Origin of the sequence: Paenibacillus sp. HWE-109 (assembly GCF_022163125.1) — a bacterium.
GTDB lineage: Bacteria > Bacillota > Bacilli > Paenibacillales > NBRC-103111 > Paenibacillus_E.
Genome location: NZ_CP091881.1, coordinates 4,371,213 through 4,391,553 on the forward strand (window position 1 = coordinate 4,371,213; position 20,341 = coordinate 4,391,553).

Sequence of the window (20,341 nt, forward strand, 5' to 3'; positions counted from 1 at the left end):
GCCGCAGCCCTAACTCTATACATCCATGCATAAAGTATGAATAAGAAATGGATACTAAGGATAAAGGTGGTAGGAATGAATTTACCGAATTCTGTTGATATTTTCGAAGAAACACTGACGAAGCTGCAGCTTCATTGTACAGACCTGATTGTTAAGCACGCCAAAGATGATCTAACTCTCATCTATTTCGGCAATTTAGCTGACACCAATCTCGTTAACATTCAACTGCTCAGCGCGCTGCAGAATATCGAGTTGGAACCATTCGCGATGGAAGACCTCTGCCCATTAATTCCTGTGGGTCTGACGGTCCTCACATGTGAAATGGAACAAGCCATTACCTCGCTGCTTCGCGGTTGGACCGTGGTTTACAAAGCTGGATATTCCGATGCCATACTGGTTAATACCGCTAAACCACCGGAACGCACACCATCCATTGCCGAAATCGAAACGAATGTGATCGGACCGCAAATTGGCTTCACCGAATCCATCGAGACGAATTTGGGGATTGTTCGCAGTTATATCGCCAATGAAAACCTATGTACTGAATCATTGGAAATTGGCGTAAAAACGAAGACACAGGTGCAATTGCTGTACTTGAGCGATGTAGCAGAGGAGCAGACTGTCAATACGCTGCGCCAACGTATCACAGACCTCGAAATAGACGGAGTCATCGGAAGTTCCCTGCTGGTTCAATTTATTGAAGATAATTCCATGTCGATCTTCCCGCAATTGATCTTAACCGAACGACCTGATCGAGTGGGCTTTAGCTTATTGGAAGGTAAAGTAGTTCTCCTTGTCAACGGCAGCAATTTTGCCATCGTTGGACCGAGCACCTTCCTTGATTTTTTCAAATCACCGGAAGACCATTACCTGCATTGGAATATTGCCGTATTCATCCGAGGATTGAGGTTTCTAGCTATCTTCATCTCGATCCTTTTGACACCCGCTTATGTGGCAGCCTTAACCTTCCATTATGAGATCATTCCGCCGAGTCTGCTCGTTCCATTAGCACAGTCGCGTTCCAAAGTACCCTTTCCCCCTTTGTTTGAATCGTTATTTCTGGAGATTACAATTGAACTACTGAGGGAAGCTGGGGCTAGACTGCCTACTAAGGTTGGGCAAACGATGGGCATTGTGGGCGGTATTGTTATTGGACAAGCGGCCGTTCAAGCGGGTTTCACAAGCAATATTTTGATTATGATTGTTGCTTTAGCCGCTCTGTCATCGTTTACAACACCGATTTATTTAATGGGCATCAGTATCCGATTCGTTCGTTTTCCGATGATTATTGCAGCGGGAATTTGGGGTGGTATCGGCATCGTATTCACGATTAGTTTGCTGATCATCCATCTTTTACGTCAAACAAGTCTGGGACATCCGTATTTGCACCCGATCTTTCCACCACGATGGCGGGACCTGATGGATACCGTTTTCCGACTTCCTTTTCCAATGCTCTCCGGACGTTCTACCTTTACCCGCATGCCGAATAAGCAAAGATTCAATAAGGAACAAGCGAAGCAGAAAAAAGACATCGACGAGTAGACGGGTGATAGCCAATGGAAATCTCGGATAAACCGAGGAAAGGACTACTATTTCAAGCATTCTTACTTGTCTTTGTCATAAGTAAGGCCCAATTGGGCGTAGGTGTACTGGGATTCCAGCGCGTTATTTTTAAATCATCGGGCCATGATGCCTGGATCTCGGTCATCTTAGCCGGTTTGCTTACACATCTTTCCATATGGCTGATGATTCGCACGCTGGCGCATTATGATTCCGCGGACTTGTTTGGCATTCATTATGCCTTATTCGGAAAATGGATAGGGCAGCTTCTAAGCCTCGCCTTTATGACCTATTTCGCTTTCTACGTCTTAACGATCTCCCATACGTATATCGAAACCGTACAGTCGTGGATCTTTTCCGATTTCCCGACATGGCTCCTTATGCTGCTTCTCATCATGCTAATTGCCTATGGGGTGACTGGCGGAATTCGAGTAATTATTGGCATGTGTCTGTTTGGTTTTGGAGGTTGGATCTTAACCACCCTATTTTTTTATGCGGCGGTGCAGCATGCTCATTGGAGTTTTTTGCTGCCGATCATGGAGGCTACCCCCTCTCAAGTGTTAGAAGGAGCAAGCAAGATGCCGCTTACGGTCGCTGGGTTTGAGGTCATCCTCTTTCTGTACCCGTTTATTCGCGACCCGCAAAATGCAAATCGTTACGCACAAATCGGCGTACTTCTAAGCAATCTGTTTTATTTGTTCGTTATGACCATCTCCATCGTGTATTACAGTCAAAATCAGATGCCAAAAACGATTTGGGCTACTTTCAGTTTTTTGAAAATTATCCGTTTTCCGTTCCTGGAACGCTTCGAATACATCGCCATTCCAATATGGATGCTGATTCTTGTATGCAATTTGATGTTATTCACATGGGTCATTTTACGCGGGATGAAGCGTGTTTTTCAAATAAATCAAAAGCGATCGCTAGCCGTATTCTGTGTCATACTCTTCGCTTCCTCCTTTATGTTCCATAGACATGGACAAGTATACAAGATGAACTCCCTCTTGAACTCCGTGTCGACCTATGTGATCTTGTACTATCCCCCCCTTCTTTTTCTACTGGTGAAAACCGTACATGCCATTAAGAAAAGAGCCATTCATCGCTAGGATGACTTACGAGGAGTGATATGCGTGAGAAAACGCTTTTGTCTAACGATGTTGTTGAGCACAACCGTTGTGTTCTCGGGATGTGTCAAACCATCCATTTTGGAAAACTTGGCGCTCGGCATTATTATCGGGTATGATGCTCTGGAGAATGAACGCATACTGACAACCTCGGTTTTGCAAAAAATCGATCCCAGCGCCCGAGAAAAGACGCAGGTTGTAGCCAGTACGGCTTTCACCAGTAAAGGTTCGCGCATTTCTTCGAATCGAGAGCTGAGCAAGAATTTGGTTGGCGGACAGGTGCGAGTCGTGATGTACGGCAAAAAACTAGCCTCCAAAGGGATCATCGATATGGTTGATACGTTGTCCCGTGACCCCACCCTTGGCGATATGATTTACCTTTGCGTAAGCGATGATGAAGCTTCACATATTTTAACGCATCGCTATCGGGAAATTTCTAATATTGGCATGTACCTTTATGAAAATTTAAAACAAAATTCAGAGCGGGAGGAGCTCCCTTCCCCAACTCTGCAAGATTTTCTGCGTGATTATTACAGTGTAGGCAAAGATCCCGTTATACCTCTGCTGAAACGAAAGGGAAACGAGGTTTATATCAAAGGCCTCGCTTTATTTCATGATGACCGCATGGTTCATGAAGCTTCGCCACGACAAGGATTTCTGCTCAAAGTAATTTGCAATACCAAGAAGGCGGGATACTACGAGCTGATTGTTGGCACCGAAAAGTTAGCGCAGTATTTGGAACATCCAGATACAGAGGTAAAGCTTGTCTTTGCCAATGCGCGAAGCAGCAGTTCCATTAAGCTTCTTGACACGAAAAAGCCAGAGTTTGCATTGTCAGTGTCCATCCTTGGCGATCTGCAAGAAATCTCAGTCCACTATCCACTTGACAAGGCCGAAGCCATTGCTGCGCTGCAGCAAGAAATCGAAAAGAAACTCAAGAAAGAAATAGAAGCCTTCCTGACTAGTTTGCAGACGAATGAATCGGATGCTGTTGGTTTTGGTGAGGTTTATCGCTCTCACATCAGAAACACAAAGCTAACCAAAGACAAGTGGCATCTCATGTTCAAAGAAGCAAAAATCAACGTGCACGTAAATTTCAATCTGCGGCATACCGGTGCTATCGAGTGAGCCATGATGCAAAGAGGCTGTCACCAAAGGGAAAAAAGCATTACAAAAGATCTCCAGGATCTTCTGCAATGCCTCTTTCCTTCACCTTACCCCATTAACTATAAGTATCCGGTCTTCTTTCACGAGCGAACAAGCTGCGTTTTTCACCAAAAGTTGGCCCTACCGACATCCAATATTCCATAAATTTGGCATTTAAATTGATTTCTACCCCTAACACTTTAGAATCATCTGGACCGATTTCACCTAAAATGTCTCCATTTGGGTTAATAATTCGACTAGGCTTACTCCTAGGGTTACAGACCCATTTGCCGGATCCATCATCTACCATATCACCATTAATTCCAGCAACTACGACATACATGCCATTATCAACGGCTCGAGCGATCTGTTGGATCTTCGATTCACCTGCCGTAGAAATACAGAGAATTTCCGCACCTTTCATCCGAAGGCACCGCGCAGACTCTGCAAAACTCTGATCCCAACAAATCAATAGGCCTACTATTCCGAAATCCGTAGCAAAAACGGGATAATCACTTCCCGGTGTTATACCGTCTTGAGCTTCAAACAGAGGAAGATGAACCTTGCGATAAAGACCAACAATTTCTCCGCTGCGATCAATTAATAGGCTTGTATTATACAAACAAAAACCATCTTTTTCATAAAGATTAAATACGACATAAGCTTGGATCTCTTTCGCTTTTTGGCAAATAGCCTTCACAACTTCACCATTCAAAGTTTGTGCGATCTCTTCGACCCTATAGCCAGAGGAACGATCATACAAGGTCTCAGATAAACAAACCAGATCTGGTTGTTCGTGTCCTGCAAGCTCAAGTGTATTAAGCAGTTCCTGTAAATTAGCGGAAAGATCTGATCTATGATCACCATTTGGATTCACATAGGTGGTCACCAGCTTAACCTTACGTGATCCAGCTGCCTCAACTGGACGAAGTGATGCTTGCCTGAAAGTAACCGAACCGCCTTGGGACCAGCGAAATTCAAGTTCAATCTTCACTGACCTCGAGCCTGCTGGCGGATCCAATCTTTTCTTTAGTCTTGTAAGGCCGTCCTCCGTAATTTCGTACGTATCTATATACCCTCTACCTAACCATTTGCCTGATTGATCCATCCACGTCACAATTACATTCACAGAAACTGATTCATAATCGACCTGCCTCGTTTCATAGTCAGTCATGATTTCATATGAAGTACCATCAAGAACACCATGTATTTCACAATACCAAGCCCCATAAGCTTGAAAAGAGTCCACTGAAGATATGATAAGCAACGTCTCGTTACATTCTAACTTTTTATCAAATATCGGAGCTATTTCCAGTCTTGGTGTCCACGATTGCCAAATTCCAGAAGAAAACGGAGGCAATATGTTGTTATCTTGTACATTTACTTTCATTCGTATCTCCCTCTAGATGAAGTACAGCAGATCCTCGTGCACCTGTACCGTACGCCAACATTACTTCATTAGTCATGTATGCATAGTTCATTAGTGAAGTTTATTCCAAATCCTTAGCATGATCACAGCGGATTCAGCTCTAGTTGTTACGCCATAAGGAACAAACCGGTTACCTGCCGCTCCCTCTAGAAGCCCATGTTCATAGACAGCCTCTACATAGGACTTTGCCCAGCCTGGAATCTGGTTATAATCAGCAATAGCCTGTTGGGTAGTACCCTTCTCCAATTTCATTGCTCTTGAGATTATAACCGCCATTTCTAATCGGTTAATATGCTCTTGTGGACGGAATGTCCCATCCGAATATCCTTCGATCAATCCCATAGCTGCTGCTGTTTGGATAGCAGATCGTCCCCACTCTGGAATGCTGCTGCTGTCAGTGAATGAAGATAAAGCCGATTCTTTAGCTGTAGATAGTTGAAGGGTCTTCAGCAGCATGACAATAAACTCTGTTCGTGTTACCTGTCCGTCAGGATCATAGTTATTTACAACACCTTCGACAATTCCAAGCGCCGCTGCTTTACATATATCAAGCTTAGCCCAGTGATGTTCGATATCCGTAATCGAACATGCCAAGGTCGGAATTGAAGGGTCTTTAGCCGCATTGCGTTTAATGCTTAACGTATAGGTCTTCGTGGACCCATCCTCAGCTTTGACGGAAACGATCAACTTATTGTCTCCGATTAGTAATGGCACTCTTTTTACAGAGCCAATCGTTTCATCTTTCAGCTTCACAACCGCTTTCGAATCTGTAGCAGCTAGTTGAAGCTCTATCCATTCCGCATCCGTCTCCCCTGTATATTGAACAATGTCCGGAGAAAACGCTGGAGATAGTCCTAGTGTCTTCCCATCGGCTACAAGGTTCATTGTGGATAAATTCGTATCTTTACTTGCCAACCCGCCTGATGACACTTCGCCCTCCGTGGTATGACCTGCCATGCGGGTTACCTTAATGGTATAGGTATTCATCGTACTGTCCTCCGCAGTAACTACCACCTCAAAGGTATTCAACCCTACACCAAGTGAGATCGGTTGGCTCGCCTGACCGCTCGCAACTGCTATACCGTTTACTTTGACCCTTGCCGAGGTATCCTCCAACTTTGGCGTGACCTTTATACTTGTTACCCGGTTAGCAACATTTTGTGTGTAGCTTTTCGTTCCTGAGGCAAAATCCTCGTTAAGGGCTCCACTATCGACATTTAAGCCACTTAAGTTCGCATTATTCGATACCCCGGGTTTATACAAGACTGCTTCCCATATTGAATTCCAATCACCTTTCCCAACTACCCGAACATACCTTGCTCCGATCGGTGTAAAGAAGATATCCTCCATGCCTCTCGTGGTTCCGCTGTTGCTGCCTTGGAATACAGTCGTCCATTGCTTCTGATCATCTGAGACCCACACATCGAAAAAATGCTCTTCTCCTACGTACCAAGAACTGCCCAGCCCGGCCACCGTGTAGGATGCACCGAGATCAAATTCGATCCATGACCCTTTATCTTCAGCCGTCCACATCGTTCCCAAAGTGCCGTCAATGGCCTCTTCTCCCTTGCCTCTAGAGGACCGTACAGCTTCAACCTTGTAATACGGCGTAGCAATGCGCATCTCTTTGAGCGATACTTCACCGCTTCCTCCCAGATCTGAGCGATATCCGTTCCCAATTAGCTTAACGAATCTAGCAGATACAGGGGCAAAATACATTGCTTCATAGGTATCATTGCTTCCTAAACTCTCCCCTGCATATCTGGAAGTCCAATTGCTGCCATCCGGTGATGTCAACAGCTCGTATTGATAGTAACGATCCTGCCCATTGAGCCAGGCGAGATCGATATGATCGAACTTCCGAGTTTCACCGAGATCATAGACCAAGTAGGCGCCCGGTACATTATCGGTCCATACGGTATTCAGATCTCCATCAGTTGCTTGTAAAGCAACATCTGCGGTCGTACTGGAATCGATCTCGACTACTTTATATTCGGTCACCGGTAGAATCGAAAATACTTTCGCTTTCAGGGAGAATTCATCCCACTTGACCACCGCCCAATTGGTTATAGAGGCGACCTCAAGTGGAATATAAACGACTCCATTTCTAAGGGTTACCGGTGTTTGCAGCGTTGCGGATTGACCATTGATGGTGATCACATTGCTAGAAATGGTCATCTCAACCGTTGTTCCTCGGCGACTCATTGTCAAAGTCGATCCTTGCAGATTGGTTCTCAGACCAAGCTCAGCAGCCAGCCGTTCATAAGGAATAATCACCTGACTATCACTTAAGGCCAGTTCTGAATTAAAAGCGAAATCAACGCCATTAACTTGCATAACTACGGCATCCTTCTCAGCTTGTACCGGTAATGTTACAATCGCTATTGGTACGGATAGAGTTCTTGTTGGAGAATGCTGTAAGGTATACGTACCTCCTGTAGTAGCAAAATATAACGTACCCTCATCAGGCGTTACCTCATATTCGGCTGAAGCCGTTTCCCCAGCTTTAGTTACCGTCCAATAGCCAGTGCTTAGGTCAGTCACCAATACACGGACATCCTTGTTCGATACTGGCAGTTCAAAGCTGGCAGTGTTGGTTATATCAACACCACTTTTGGAAAAAAGCACAGCCCGATCTTCGATTTTCACACCAACCATCTCATTCGAAACGATCGATTCCGTAGCCAGCGGCTGAGGACCATCCACTGCATCCATCACCTGCATGACATTCAAGAATACATCTGTTTCGGCGTTAGCCTTCGGAGAAACTTCCACACGCCAGGCACCCGCTTCTGTGCTATCCTCAGACCAGGGTTTTTGCGGATAATTGACACCATTGACGAAAAATTCTTTATCTGTTCCGCCAATCTTGGTGATTTCAGCATTATTGCTAGCCGGCAGTAAGGTGCGATTGACCAATTTCCCATTATAACCTTTCTCTGTGCGTTCAAGGGTGACTGTATCGCCTGATATGTGAGGTTCGTTCTCGCTGTGCAGCAACCAAGTTTTCTTGAAGTTGGCATCAGCAGAAGTTACCTTATCGAATACAACCAACGCAGCTGGATGATCATCATTCTTCAGGTTAAGAAATACAAAAGAACGTTTGAAATCCTCCATCTTGGACGTATACGCTTTAGTAAGGTTTCCCTTTATGTAACTATAATCTGGTGTAACTGCATCCGGACCGAGCTGATGTTTGACGACGTCAGCAACTTCATAATTATTCGTGGGATTAAGCAATTCTTGCATCGTAGCAGGTTCTTCATATAAGAAGCGCTGACCGCCATCATTCGAACCAGCTGGAAAAGTTTCGTTAGGGTCATAGACTAACATCGTATTATGCGCAATCGTGCGTTTATTGTAATTAAGATCGTGGGAATCAAAGTATCCCCCCATCGTACCTTCATAAATACCCGAATCTATGGCCAAACCACCCTTGTAATACAGTTGGAACTGTCCAGCATCCATATGCTGGTGGTTCGTGAACATGGTGGTGCCAACCTTCATTGTTGCAACGACGGTAGAAGACTGTACACCGCCTCTCCAACTCGTTCGAGCCGTCATCTGGCCAGAAGGCTCGGGAAAATATTTGGTGAGCGGAAGCGTTTGTTCATTCATTGTCCCCAACTGAGGGTCATCCAATAATATAACCCACAGATCATCCTTGGCTGATTTGTTGTAACTATTTTGCCTCAGAAATTCATTCTTCAAAAAAGGATCATGATAGTAGCTGGCAGGCAGCATGTTCGGCATAGGCTCAGACCAATATTCGCCGAATGGCCTTTGCGATTGAAACGTGTCACCGTTACGCATGAGCTGCCCATCGGGACGACGCGCATAGATCCATTCATATGGGGTCATCCCTTGATCGGAATTAAATACATCACCAGCACCCATCCGCTTGAATATCCATGAGGCAAACACATCCCATTGATAACGATAAGGTCCGTAGGAATCCCCCTGAGACTGAGCATTAGAAGGGTATACATAGTTACGCGGCTCCACATACTCAGCGAAGAACCGCCCAGCTACTAGGTTATATATAGCTGGATTCTCGTCATAAACCGCAATACCAACACTTAACTGATCACGCATCAGTTGCGCTTCGCTGCCATGTCCAACTACAGCACCTTGCTCAATCGCAGGATAGCCAATCTCCATACCTTCGGCTATAGACTCAAAGCGCTGAATGAAATGCGATCGCTGTGACGCGGTCATCAGCGGGTAACACCAGTCATATACAATGGAACCCAATGTAAGAGCTTCACCAATCGGACGATAATCGTGATGTGGGAAGACGACAGTGTTCAAATAATTAGTCATCATGCTGACGGCCTGCTGGCCACTTGGTTCGTCTGCTTGCAGTAAATACAATAAAGCCTTAGCTTGGATCGTCTTCATAATAACATTGTCCATATTATTTTTTTCTTTGGAATTTGGAGCTGGAAGTTCTCCGGTAAAGCTTTGTCCAGCAGCATCCAGCATATGTTCCCAAGCATCCTTTACTTCTGCATGCGCTAGGCGGCTGCGGATCTCATCCAGATCAGTTGCCCTAACGAACAGACGTGGATGTTCGGCTGGCGGCAGCACAGGAGGGGCCGGGTATGGATTATCAGTTGGTGTTGGACCGCTATGTTTTCTTAGCACAAAATCATCCAAATAATAATTACCAGTTGGATGATTTGTCCATGTCCAGATTTGAATCTTCACTGTACCCGGCGGTGCAGTGAAGATTGCAGATCGCAGCTTATAGTCTGTCGATGCAATTACGAAATTTTTCATTGAAGTTGTATAGAGATCCTGATTATTTGAATCGCGGCAAGTAACAAAAATGCGACCATCTTGACCGCTTTCGACCTTTCCATAGACTTCAAAATAGTAGGTTTCATTCTCTGCAACACCCGTGGTAATATTCTGAGCAAATCCTGTATTTCCGGCACTTACCACTACACTGTTTGTACCACTGTTGGCATTGTTACTGACAACGGAGGAGGCACCATCCCAAAATTCCCAACCTGTATCTCCGGATTCAAAGCCTGGATTTACCACTAGGTTTTCCGGTGTCGGAGCGACCGAATAAGTCTGACTAGATACGCTTATATCACTGACATTACTAGCCTCAACTGCTTGAACTTCCTGACTGCCCAACAAACCGTTGGAAATGGAGAGAACCATGAGAAAGGACAAGAAAAGCTGCAAGTTTGACTGCCACTTAAGATTCATCAGTTAACTAACCCCTTTTCAATAAAGTAATATACACCTGCTAAATAGTAACTGGATTACAACATACCGCTGGATACGGCCAGAAAAATATCCCCCCCTTATGCACTCACCATATCTAATTTATTGGGAACTGAATATCGTCGTTATTCTAGTTACTTCATCGTTTTTACGAAAATCATAAATTGGTGAAGTAGTGATCATATCGATGTAAGCGTGTGCAAGAATTCACAGATGCTTGCAATCCCGCATTTGCGTGAAACCATTTACGACAAGCATTTCGTAAGCATGTATACTAATGGAACATCCATGAAGGCCTTACGCAAAGCTTAAAAGCTAACAATATGTGAAAAAGTAAATGATATGATGATATCAACCTGTTGCTATTCATGTTTAAATGATAAATATATGATGAATGAAGGAGACTTTCATGCCTACCCACCATGTTCAAATATGGGCCGTCAATGATGGCGAGAAAATACACCGTGAAGATCTAACCAACCCGAATCGACATTCAAATCGTGTATGGAACTATCAGGTGATTATCGAAAGAAAATATCTGATCTTATTCAGTCTTAAGGCAGGTGAGGCATATGCCCGATCATAAATTCCCATTAAAAGCGTTGTTCAAACTTAGGCTCAAAGAGAAAACTCCTCTTTATTCATCCGATTATTCGTCAGTTTTCTAATCATAATTGCTCTATTGGTTTCGTTTATTTTATTTTCCGTCGTCTACTACAGGGGGGGGATTAAAGATGAGATCATTAAATACAATACACTCAGCTTGCAAAAAACATCCGAAAACTATGAGAATCTAATAGCTGTCATTCATAGTTCCGTTCTAGCCGTTTCACTAGAACTAGAGGAAGTGCAAAGTCCGTCCATTAATTATATGAACGCGCTTTCTACGATGCAGAAGCTCCGACTAGTGATGTCCAATCGACAATTATACTTGGAAAATATATTGTTGATGTTTCAGAATTCTGGCTATACGCTTGAAAAAGGCCGTGGGACTGATGTCAACACCATGTTCGATCGCTATTACAATAGCAAGGATTACAACGCCTCTTTCTGGAACGATCAATATGCTTTACCGTACAAATTCCAAGTACTACCTGCTTCTTCGTTTGCTGAGTCCGATTCTACAGGACGAATGGGTGAACGGACGTTACTGCCCATTGTCGTCAAGAATGAACAGCTTCCGAACTTTTATTTAATCGCTATGGTCGAGGCAGACACCATTTACGCCCAACTGCATCAGACCCTCGACGACCAGTTTTATATCATAAATGAAGCTGATCAACCCATGTATCATTCTCCAGGCGCCAATCAAGTCTCATTACCCAAATTCAAATATCATTCAGGTTATATGATTAAGGATAATATCTACTACTTCTATAAAAAAGGCGCGAGCGGACTAACTTATATTCATGTGGTTCCAGATAACACAATCTCGAGTCAGGTGCGTTGGAATTTCTCATTTGTGTTGTTGCTCATCCTCACCATTGCTATTAGCCTGATTGCTTCCTTCCTGTTTAGCGTTCGACTCAACACACCTGTTAAGCGGATTATTGAAGGGATTCAGAAGTGGAATACCCATCCACTTTGGGAGAGTGGAATCAAGGAATTTAATATCATCCATCACAAAATAAGTGACATCCTCAAATCAAACCAGGATATGCATCAGGATATGTCAGAGAAAGAGTCTCTGCTGCGGTACTACGCTTATTCCAATGTATTAAAAAAGATACGTCATCAGCATGGTGATAGCACACCTTGGCTTCCATCGGATCGTCCCTTTGTTCTGGTATTGTTTAAAGTCAATTACAAAGCTAATCTGTATCGTTTGGAGGTAGATGAGGAACGTGCAACGGTTTTTATCAGAGAATATATCAATCGGATTATTGCGGAGACCTTCTCGGATTCCTTGACCTTCCAGATGGAAAATGATCAAATCCTGTCTATTATTTTCACAGAAATCACTGATCCGAATATCAACCATACACTCAAACAAATTAATCACATGATGGAAGCAGAACGGGAGTATTGCTTCCTTACGATCACGGCTTCAGGTGGTACCGAGGATTGGAATGAAGCGTATCAAAGTGGGCTTGAACAGCTTAAAAAGAGGAAGTTCGATGATGAAACTCAGATTATCGTGGATACTGAGCTGCAAGCTGAGAATATTCGATTAACACAAGCGCAAGAAGAGGAACTAGATGCCAATCTATACAACGGGAACGATGATGTTGTTCTCCTATTGGTGAGACGAGTGCTCGCTAGAATAAGAAAAAGTAATGAGAGCACGAAAAGTGTCCATCAATTCGCTGAATCCATCTTGCTTCATACACAAAGAAATCTTCAGCAGCGTAATATCGACCACACGTTTCTCCGTCAGACTTTCGCTGAATTGCAGAACTGTCATACTTATGAGCAACTTGACACACTTTTGTCCTGTGATATTAAGAGATCAGCCCTGCTTGTCAGGGAACTCAAAGATAAGCGAGACCACATTATTCACTACGTGTATGAGTATCTTGAGAATAACTATGACAAGGATATCACCTTGGATATCATGGCAGATAAGCTGCATATCACCCGCAGTTACTTGTCTACATATTTCAAAGAAAAGACGGGTACTAACTTTGTTGATTATGTCAATTCAGTTCGAATCGATAAAGCGAAGAAGCTGCTGCTTAATCCAGACATTCGTATTCAAGATATTGCCCAGTTTGCAGGCTACCAGAACATTAACTCCTTTAACCGCATGTTCAAGAAATCCACTGGCTTCACGCCCAGTGAATTTCGCAGAAATGAACAACAGTAAGCTTTCTCAGTTTAACACAGCATCGTCCAAAAACCGTCCGATCTAATCATCGGACGGTTCATTGCGCGCTTTAATGAGATGAGCTTATTTCCACTCGCCCTTGATCCCAGACGTCTGTAACACCTTATTGACATCGTCGATCATTTCTTTACCACCCTTTTTCATATATTCGTCGACCATCTTGCTCCAGTTGGAAACCGGCTCCTGCCCAACGATCATTTTCGTTTGCCATTCCTGAGTAATCAAGCTCAACTCTGCTCCCTTGGATGCGAAAACCTCTGAATAAATGCGATCTACAGGATTAATATAAAATTTAGTATTCTTTAACAATTCAACAGCAGAATTCACGAAGCTCTTGGCAAATGGATTCGTCAATACTTTTCCAGGTTCGTTAGCCTCATCATTTGGTGCCCAGCCACTTATACCACTAAAATACCCTGTAGGCCGCTTTTCCACGGTTGAAATGTCGATTAATGGAAGTCCATCAACCATCTTATACCCTACGCCTCCCCCTCCGTTTGCCCAATCGAACTCAGCATTCTGGGGGTTACGATTGTCAACAGGTATGAAGGTTCGGAAATAGTCTTGCATTTGCAGAATCCGGTTAATTTTATCGGGATCGCTCTTTATCTTAGCATTCAACATGGTCAGCGTATAATATCCGGAAAGCGCCATATATCCTTGTCCACCATCTGCTTGTTTGAAAGCTGGAATAACGGCAAGTTCAGCAGTTGGTATTAGTTCCTTCATACTCTTGAGGAGATCTTCAGGAGTCCCAACAGGCTGCTCATACCAAATCCCGTATTTACCAGCATAGAAGTCTTTACGGATGTCGACATTCTTAGAGATTGCCCAATCCTTGTGAATCGCTCCCTCTTTGTACAAGTCCGCGAGAAATTGCGTCTGCTGCTTGAACCCTTCCGATATAATACCTGGGATTAATTGTCCTTGCTCGTTTTTGTTATACCATCCCGAATCCCACGCAGCACCCATTTGGGCCCCATAAACGATCTGCTTAGACAATCCAAAGCCATAGGTATCGTTTTTGCCATTCTTATCTGGGTCATCCTTCGTGAATGCGATTGCCACTTTCTTTAATTCATCATAGGTAGTTGGCATCTTAAGACCGAGATTATCTAGCCAATCTTTACGAATAATGGGTTTCTTACCATATTTCGCAGGGAAGTATTGCGGAATCGCATAAATTTTTCCGTCTACAGTAACAGCATCCCACACACTTTTGGGAACCAATTTCAACGAGGGATACTTGTCGATATATTCATTTAATGGAAGGAACGCACCTTGCTTCGCCCATTTGAAGAAATTCGCATCTGCGCTCTCCATTCCGATGACATCAGCCAAATCCCCAGCAGCCATAACGACCGGTAATTTGCTGCCATATTCATCGAATGGGACATACTGCGGCTTGTATTCCACATTGAACTTCTCGTTGATCTTCTTCAAACCGTCGCCTGTTGCACCCGGAATTTGAGGCGACCATGTGCCCTCGATGGAAGTAACCGTAATTTTCTTGGCTGTCGTCGAATTTGCTGATGGGGTTGAAGATGGTGTAGAAGCGCTTGATTCAGGCTGCTCCTTAGTGCCCGATGTGCAAGCAGCCAAGCTTGAAGCTAAACTCACGGTAAGTCCTAACGCTAGTATTTTTTTCATTTAAGTAAATCCTCCTCATATTCATTGTCAACTCTTCTTTATGACACCCTTACATTCTGATTGCTAGACACCTTCAACCTTTCACAGAACCAAGCATCACCCCTTTCGCAAAATGCTTTTGCAGAAAGGGATATACGATTAAGATCGGCAAGGTGGCTAACAAAATGGCTGCCATTCCAATCGTCTCTGCGGGAGGAAGTTGGCCTGATCTAGCAGCGTCACGAGCCGCTGAGCCCAGGGAATTCGTCGCGTCGCCCAGAACCACTATTTGCCTCAGAATGACTTGTACTGTCCATTTGGCAGGATCATTCAGATATAAGATAGCCGTGAAATACGTGTTCCAATGGGCTACCGCGTAGAACAATCCGAACGTGGCGAACGCTGGCTTGGATAAGGGGACTACGATTTTCGTGAAAATCTGCATGTCGTTGGCACCATCAATTAATGCCGATTCATTCAGTTCATTCGGAATGTTAAGGAAGAACTGGCGCATGACAATAAGGTTAAACGAATTGATGGCACCGGGAATAATGAGCGCCCAATAACTATTAATGAGACCCGTAGCTTGAACCATCAAATAAGTTGGAATCATACCTGCATTGAATATGAAGGTGAACAGTACTAAAAACAAGTATACTTTTTCTCCCCATATATTTCGAGTTATCGCATAGGCCATCGTTGCTGTCAAAATTAAATTGACAAGGCTCCCAATTATGGTGATGTAGATGGTTACACCGATCGAGTGAATAAACGCTTTGGATTCGAGGATGTATGCGTACGCATCTATAACCCATCTCTCTGGCCATATGATGAGCTCGCTAAGCACGTATTCTTGATAGGAAACAAAGGAGACTACGAAGATGTAGTAAAAAGGAAAAAGCATAATCAGGGCTAACAGGCTCAGCGCAACGATATTGATGATATCCGCCGACCGTCCCGACATCGATTTCTGTTGATTCATAGATGGACACCTGCCTTTTTATATAAGTAAAGCGCTTGGAGCAAAACATAGACTTTCATGTATGTTAAAAAACTCCCTCGTCTCCAAACTTCTTGGCAACACGATTCGCAACTAGGATTAGAATTAATCCAATTACACTCTTGAATAAGCCAACCGCCGTACCAAAGCTAAAATCTGCCTTTTGAATACCTTTAAAATAAACGAAAGTATCCAATACATTCCCAACATCCATCGTAAATGGATTTAACATCAGGAATACCTGCTCAAAGCCTGAATCCAATACAGTGCCAAGACGGAGGATGAACAAGATAATGATGGTGCTGCGTAAGGCTGGTAACGTAATATGCCAAATCTGGCGCCATCTGTTTGCTCCATCCACGACCGCTGCTTCGTATAAGGCTGGATTAATACCCGATAACGTAGCCAGAAATATGATCGTTCCCCAACCGGCCTCTTTCCAAATAACCTCCAAAATGATCAAAGGCATGAACCATCCTGGCTGCTGGAGAAATGAGATCGGCTCCATGCCGAACAATGGGTCTAGAACCCGATTAACCATTCCCTCCGTCTTGAGGAATATGGTTACAATTCCGATGACGACAACCCAGGATAAGAAATGAGGTAAATAAATAATGGATTGCACGATGCGCTTAAACAGCTCATTCTTGATCTCATTGAGCATAATCGCCAGAATAATTGGAACTGGAAACGCGAATGCAATTTGTAAAAGAGACAATAAAAGTGTGTTCCACAATACACGGATAACTTCCTGATCGCTAAATATCGTCTTGAAATGTTTCAATCCTACCCAATCACTGTTTAAGAACCCGCGGAACGGACTATAATCCTGGAAAGCAATGATATTTCCTAGCATAGGGACATAGCGGTATATGATGAAATAAAGCAGTCCTGGCATTAGGAGTAGGAATAAGTATCGCTCTCTCCACAAGCGGTCCTTCAGTTTCCTGCCTTTTCTAGATACTATCAGCTTAGGAGCCGCTGCTGTTTGAACAGTCGTTCCATTCGTTGTTTTCATGATGTCCCTACACGCCTTTCCTGCAGAATATGTCTGAGTGCGCTTACAATAATAATAACTTTCTCAGACCACCCATCCTCTTGCTCCATCTCAACATCTTTTGGGTTGAATCGATGTCTAGGCTGCTTGTTTACATTCATATCAGTGAACTCTCACTCCTTTATACCTTCACCTTATCGGAATTAGTAGGAGCTGAACATCATCGGTATTCTAATTAATTCACCGTTTTTACGAAAACCATAATAATGATGAGTAGTGAACATATTGATGATAATTGGATGATGGTTAAAAATTGGCGTTTCGACGTATCCGTACATGACGTAATGAGATGAACTATCGGAACAGAGTAGTCATCGATCCAGGGACCGTGATGTTTCATTAAGTGCAGCACTCTGTTAACAAAAAAAAAAGAGCGCCCCTTAACTTGCACGCTTTGCAAGCTGGCTGGCGATCTTTTTTATGTTTTGTGCTACCGCGCTCATAAGCGCTTTTTCTTGAACATTCGCTCGGTAAGCGGACAAGCCATGATTGACCACATGGCATAATGTGATTGATACTCGGTAGTTATAGACCGTACATTTGATCCAGATTCAAATAGTTATTGTTGCCTTTGGACGTATCATAGCCAAGCTCAATCGTATTCGAACCTGCTTGCAGAGCTACAGTCACAGAAACTGTGTTCCACGTACTCCAGTTGGATGTGCCCGTGAATGTCAAATTGTTCGTGACAACGGCACCGTTGACTTTGACATAACGCCCCGCATTGCCAGCTGCGGCTGAATAGCGGAAAGTGATGGTTTTACTGCCGGCGGCATTCTGGTTCACATAGAAATTAAGTGAAGTGCCATTCGTATTCCACCCGGCCACATAGCCACGGCCATTAAAGCCAGTTTGTGAACTCTCGTTGATCATACCTGCGGCACTGACCAAGGTGCGTCTCGCATTTTCCGCTTCATATAAGCCATTTCCTGCAATATTCCCCGTATAATTATCAGCTGGCACGAACTGCAGAATCGACGTTCCAGCTGCCGCCGCCAAGCTTTGAACATAAGATGAACCTGTAGGCGCCGTCCAATCACTGCCAATAATGCCATCCGAGGTTCGTCGATGATTCCAGGCTTGCGTCGCATTTTGCTGTAAAAAAGTAAGGTACTGCGTTTGATTCGCTTGTACGCGGAGTTGATTGAGATTTCGCGCAAAGATCATTTTGAACCCTGGAGCGTCATTTTCACCTTCATAGAGAAGCGTCGTGGCAGAGGTCATTTTGTTGATGACATAATTCGCTGCGTTATTCGCATCCGTTAGGTAACTGCTCGTTCCAGTCGCCTGATAAAGAGCTGTGGCAGCACCTAGATAAGTACCGTAATTGTAAGTAAAATCCCAATCTTTCACGATCCCTGCGCCCGTGCCTTCCATATGGTCATTCACTTTGCTGCCGTTAATCAACTTGCTTTGAATCCAACTATATATTTGTTGCGCTTTGGTAAGATAATTGCTGTTATTATAAGCATTCTTCAATTTAATAGCCGCCATGACCATCGGGGCATTGGTAGCCATATTTTTCTGCGAGCTAGTATTCGTTGCAGGATTCTTAGCGTCCGCTCGCCACCAGATTCCGCCTCCGTAGTAAGTCGTATCCCAACTGGCGTAAACATGATCGAAAAGAAAGGAACCGCGGTTCAAATAATCCTGCGTACCCGTAAGTTCATAGGCACGCAAGCAGGCTAGCGCCCACCAACCGAGATCGTCATTGAACTGGTTATCCACCATATTCGCATATTTCGCATTGAAGCCTGTATAGATATCGTCGATCATCGTGCGATAGGTGGTGCTTCCGGTACGTTGATACGCATCCATGACCGTCTCCCACATCTGGGCTTCCCACCAGAAATCCGTGTAGAGCCCGCCATTCGGACCATAGGCATGCGCCGCTTGGATCTGATGATCACTGTTTGTGTAAAAATACTTAGCAGATGCATCATAAAAAACATTTACGAACGAAGTCATGGCTGCATCAGCATTGGATGCGGTAAAAGCAGCCGCACGTTGATCGCCTCCCCATGCTGTCACCAAGAGAACGGTTGCGAGGCTCGCAGCCAGCCATTTTGCTGTCGCTGTTCGAACTAGTTTCACACCAAACATCTCCTTCACTGATAAAATGAATGACATTGACATGTGCTGCATTGAACTGCGGTACGTTGCAAGCGGTACGTTGCAATGAAATGTTTTGAATGCGCTTACATATATTGCAATTTCACCCCCTTTCCTAAACAAGTTCATCCTAGTCGTTCGTAAATCGTGCATACGCCTCCAATAACATAACGCCGCTTAACATGACGCTTAGCTGAATAGGTCCATCGGCAGGGGGCGTTCGCCAATTCGTTCCAACACGCCCGTAAACGTCTAAGCCATTTGTGATCAGCATGATCGCATTGTCCGTGATGATTCGGGTCGGCAATTCCGCTTGTAGTTGTGCCATTTGCAGCAGATAGCGAATCAATATCCCTTTAAACAACCCTGTGTCATCGATCCCTTCATCAGGCAATATTCCCGCTCCCGGTTCACATAATCGAATCACGACGGCTTCCGCCGTTTGACGAGCATCCATCAGGTAAGACTGGTCAGCTGTGCAGGAAAATAATTCCAGGGCAGCCCCGAGATATACCCCCTGACAATAGGTGAACTGCCAATCTTTGTCGATCTGCTTATCGCCAAGACGATTGATGCCGTCCCAGATGAAGCCGTCACTAGGATCGCGCAAAACCGCTTTATTCCAAGCGTAAATTTTCTGCGCCCAAGCCAAATCTTCCGCATCCCCGAAGCGCTGAAATAAACGCGCAGCCAGAATCGCCGCAGGTGCATTGGCTGGCGTATTCTTGTAATCAAGCTGGTCTTTTCGCCAAGCGATGCCTCCGCCCATGTGGTCATTCCAGCCGCCACGGATGTCTGCCCATAAATCAGTCGCGCTTTCCCGGTATTGGGGATCACCCAGAATGTCATACGCTCGCAGCCAAGCCAAGGCCATCCAGGCCATATCATCATAATAATTATGGCGAAAAGTCCCGCCGTTGGAGCGCAGTATGCCGCGGAACAACTGATCTACGCGATCAGCATATTCAGCACGACCGGTTCGCAACAAACCATCCAGGCACACATCCACCGCATGAGCTTGCCACCAATAATAGTAGTTCTCGTCTACTCTGGGATTGGTCAAGCTGTCATCCCATTGGTTCATCAACTGTATTTCTGGATTCCAGTACAGCCTGCTTAATGTGGATTGAATTTGATCTGCATAGGCAGCTGCGTTCATCTTAGCCGTACTCCTTTCGTATTGGGTTGATCTCCAAGCACGCAACTGGTCGATTTG

12 protein-coding genes are annotated in these 20,341 nt (G+C 44.4%); 5 read left to right on the plus strand and 7 right to left on the minus strand.

Going from position 1 to position 20,341, the window contains the following annotated elements; all coding sequences use genetic code 11:
* Positions 1-75 precede the first annotated feature (75 nt).
* From LOZ80_RS18880 to LOZ80_RS18890, 3 genes are read left to right on the plus strand one after another with little or no spacing between them, the layout of a single operon-like run.
* On the plus strand, positions 76-1,542 hold the full coding sequence (locus tag LOZ80_RS18880; protein ID WP_238172765.1) for a spore germination protein: 1,467 nt from the start codon (positions 76-78) through the stop codon (positions 1,540-1,542).
* A gap of 14 nt (positions 1,543-1,556) precedes the next feature.
* A complete protein-coding gene (locus tag LOZ80_RS18885; RefSeq protein WP_238172766.1) occupies positions 1,557-2,666 on the plus strand; it encodes a GerAB/ArcD/ProY family transporter in 1,110 nt (369 codons plus the stop codon).
* 24 nt (positions 2,667-2,690) lie between these two features.
* Entirely contained in the window at positions 2,691-3,812 is a 1,122-nt protein-coding gene (locus LOZ80_RS18890; protein ID WP_238172767.1) for a Ger(x)C family spore germination protein, read from the plus strand.
* Positions 3,813-3,906: 94 nt separating this feature from the next.
* Here the strand turns inward: LOZ80_RS18890 and LOZ80_RS18895 are convergent, their stop codons facing one another.
* Together LOZ80_RS18895 and hepB are read right to left on the minus strand one after the other, a co-directional pair.
* On the minus strand, positions 3,907-5,220 hold the full coding sequence (locus tag LOZ80_RS18895) for a carbon-nitrogen hydrolase family protein (RefSeq protein WP_238172768.1): 1,314 nt from the start codon (positions 5,218-5,220) through the stop codon (positions 3,907-3,909).
* A gap of 90 nt (positions 5,221-5,310) precedes the next feature.
* The gene (gene hepB / locus LOZ80_RS18900) at positions 5,311-10,482 is read right to left on the minus strand and encodes a heparin/heparin-sulfate lyase HepB (RefSeq protein ID WP_238172769.1); all 5,172 of its coding nucleotides are present in this window, start codon (positions 10,480-10,482) and stop codon (positions 5,311-5,313) included.
* A 427-nt stretch (positions 10,483-10,909) separates the two neighbouring features.
* Between hepB and LOZ80_RS18905 the strand changes: the two genes are divergently transcribed.
* Positions 10,910-11,086 (plus strand): hypothetical protein, encoded by a 177-nt coding sequence (locus tag LOZ80_RS18905; protein ID WP_238172770.1) that lies wholly within the window; start codon positions 10,910-10,912, stop codon positions 11,084-11,086.
* Between the two features lie 96 nt (positions 11,087-11,182).
* Positions 11,183-13,306: a helix-turn-helix transcriptional regulator gene (locus LOZ80_RS18910; protein WP_238172771.1), complete on the plus strand. Its 2,124-nt coding sequence runs from the start codon at positions 11,183-11,185 to the stop codon at positions 13,304-13,306.
* An 84-nt stretch (positions 13,307-13,390) separates the two neighbouring features.
* Here LOZ80_RS18910 and LOZ80_RS18915 read toward each other — a convergent pair whose 3' ends face one another.
* From LOZ80_RS18915 to LOZ80_RS18935, 5 genes are all read right to left on the minus strand, one after another.
* Complete coding sequence (locus LOZ80_RS18915) at positions 13,391-14,977, minus strand: extracellular solute-binding protein (protein ID WP_238172772.1); 1,587 nt, start codon at positions 14,975-14,977, stop codon at positions 13,391-13,393.
* A gap of 73 nt (positions 14,978-15,050) precedes the next feature.
* The gene (locus LOZ80_RS18920) at positions 15,051-15,938 is read right to left on the minus strand and encodes a carbohydrate ABC transporter permease (protein WP_238172773.1); all 888 of its coding nucleotides are present in this window, start codon (positions 15,936-15,938) and stop codon (positions 15,051-15,053) included.
* 64 nt (positions 15,939-16,002) lie between these two features.
* Positions 16,003-16,974 (minus strand): ABC transporter permease, encoded by a 972-nt coding sequence (locus LOZ80_RS18925; protein ID WP_238172774.1) that lies wholly within the window; start codon positions 16,972-16,974, stop codon positions 16,003-16,005.
* A gap of 564 nt (positions 16,975-17,538) precedes the next feature.
* Positions 17,539-19,107, minus strand: coding sequence for a glycoside hydrolase family 76 protein (locus tag LOZ80_RS18930; protein ID WP_238172775.1), 1,569 nt, complete (start codon positions 19,105-19,107; stop codon positions 17,539-17,541).
* Positions 19,108-19,255: 148 nt separating this feature from the next.
* Positions 19,256-20,284 carry a glycoside hydrolase family 76 protein gene (locus LOZ80_RS18935; RefSeq protein ID WP_238172776.1) on the minus strand — a complete coding sequence of 343 codons (1,029 nt, stop codon included), beginning with the start codon at positions 20,282-20,284 and terminating at the stop codon, positions 19,256-19,258.
* Positions 20,285-20,341 lie beyond the last annotated feature (57 nt).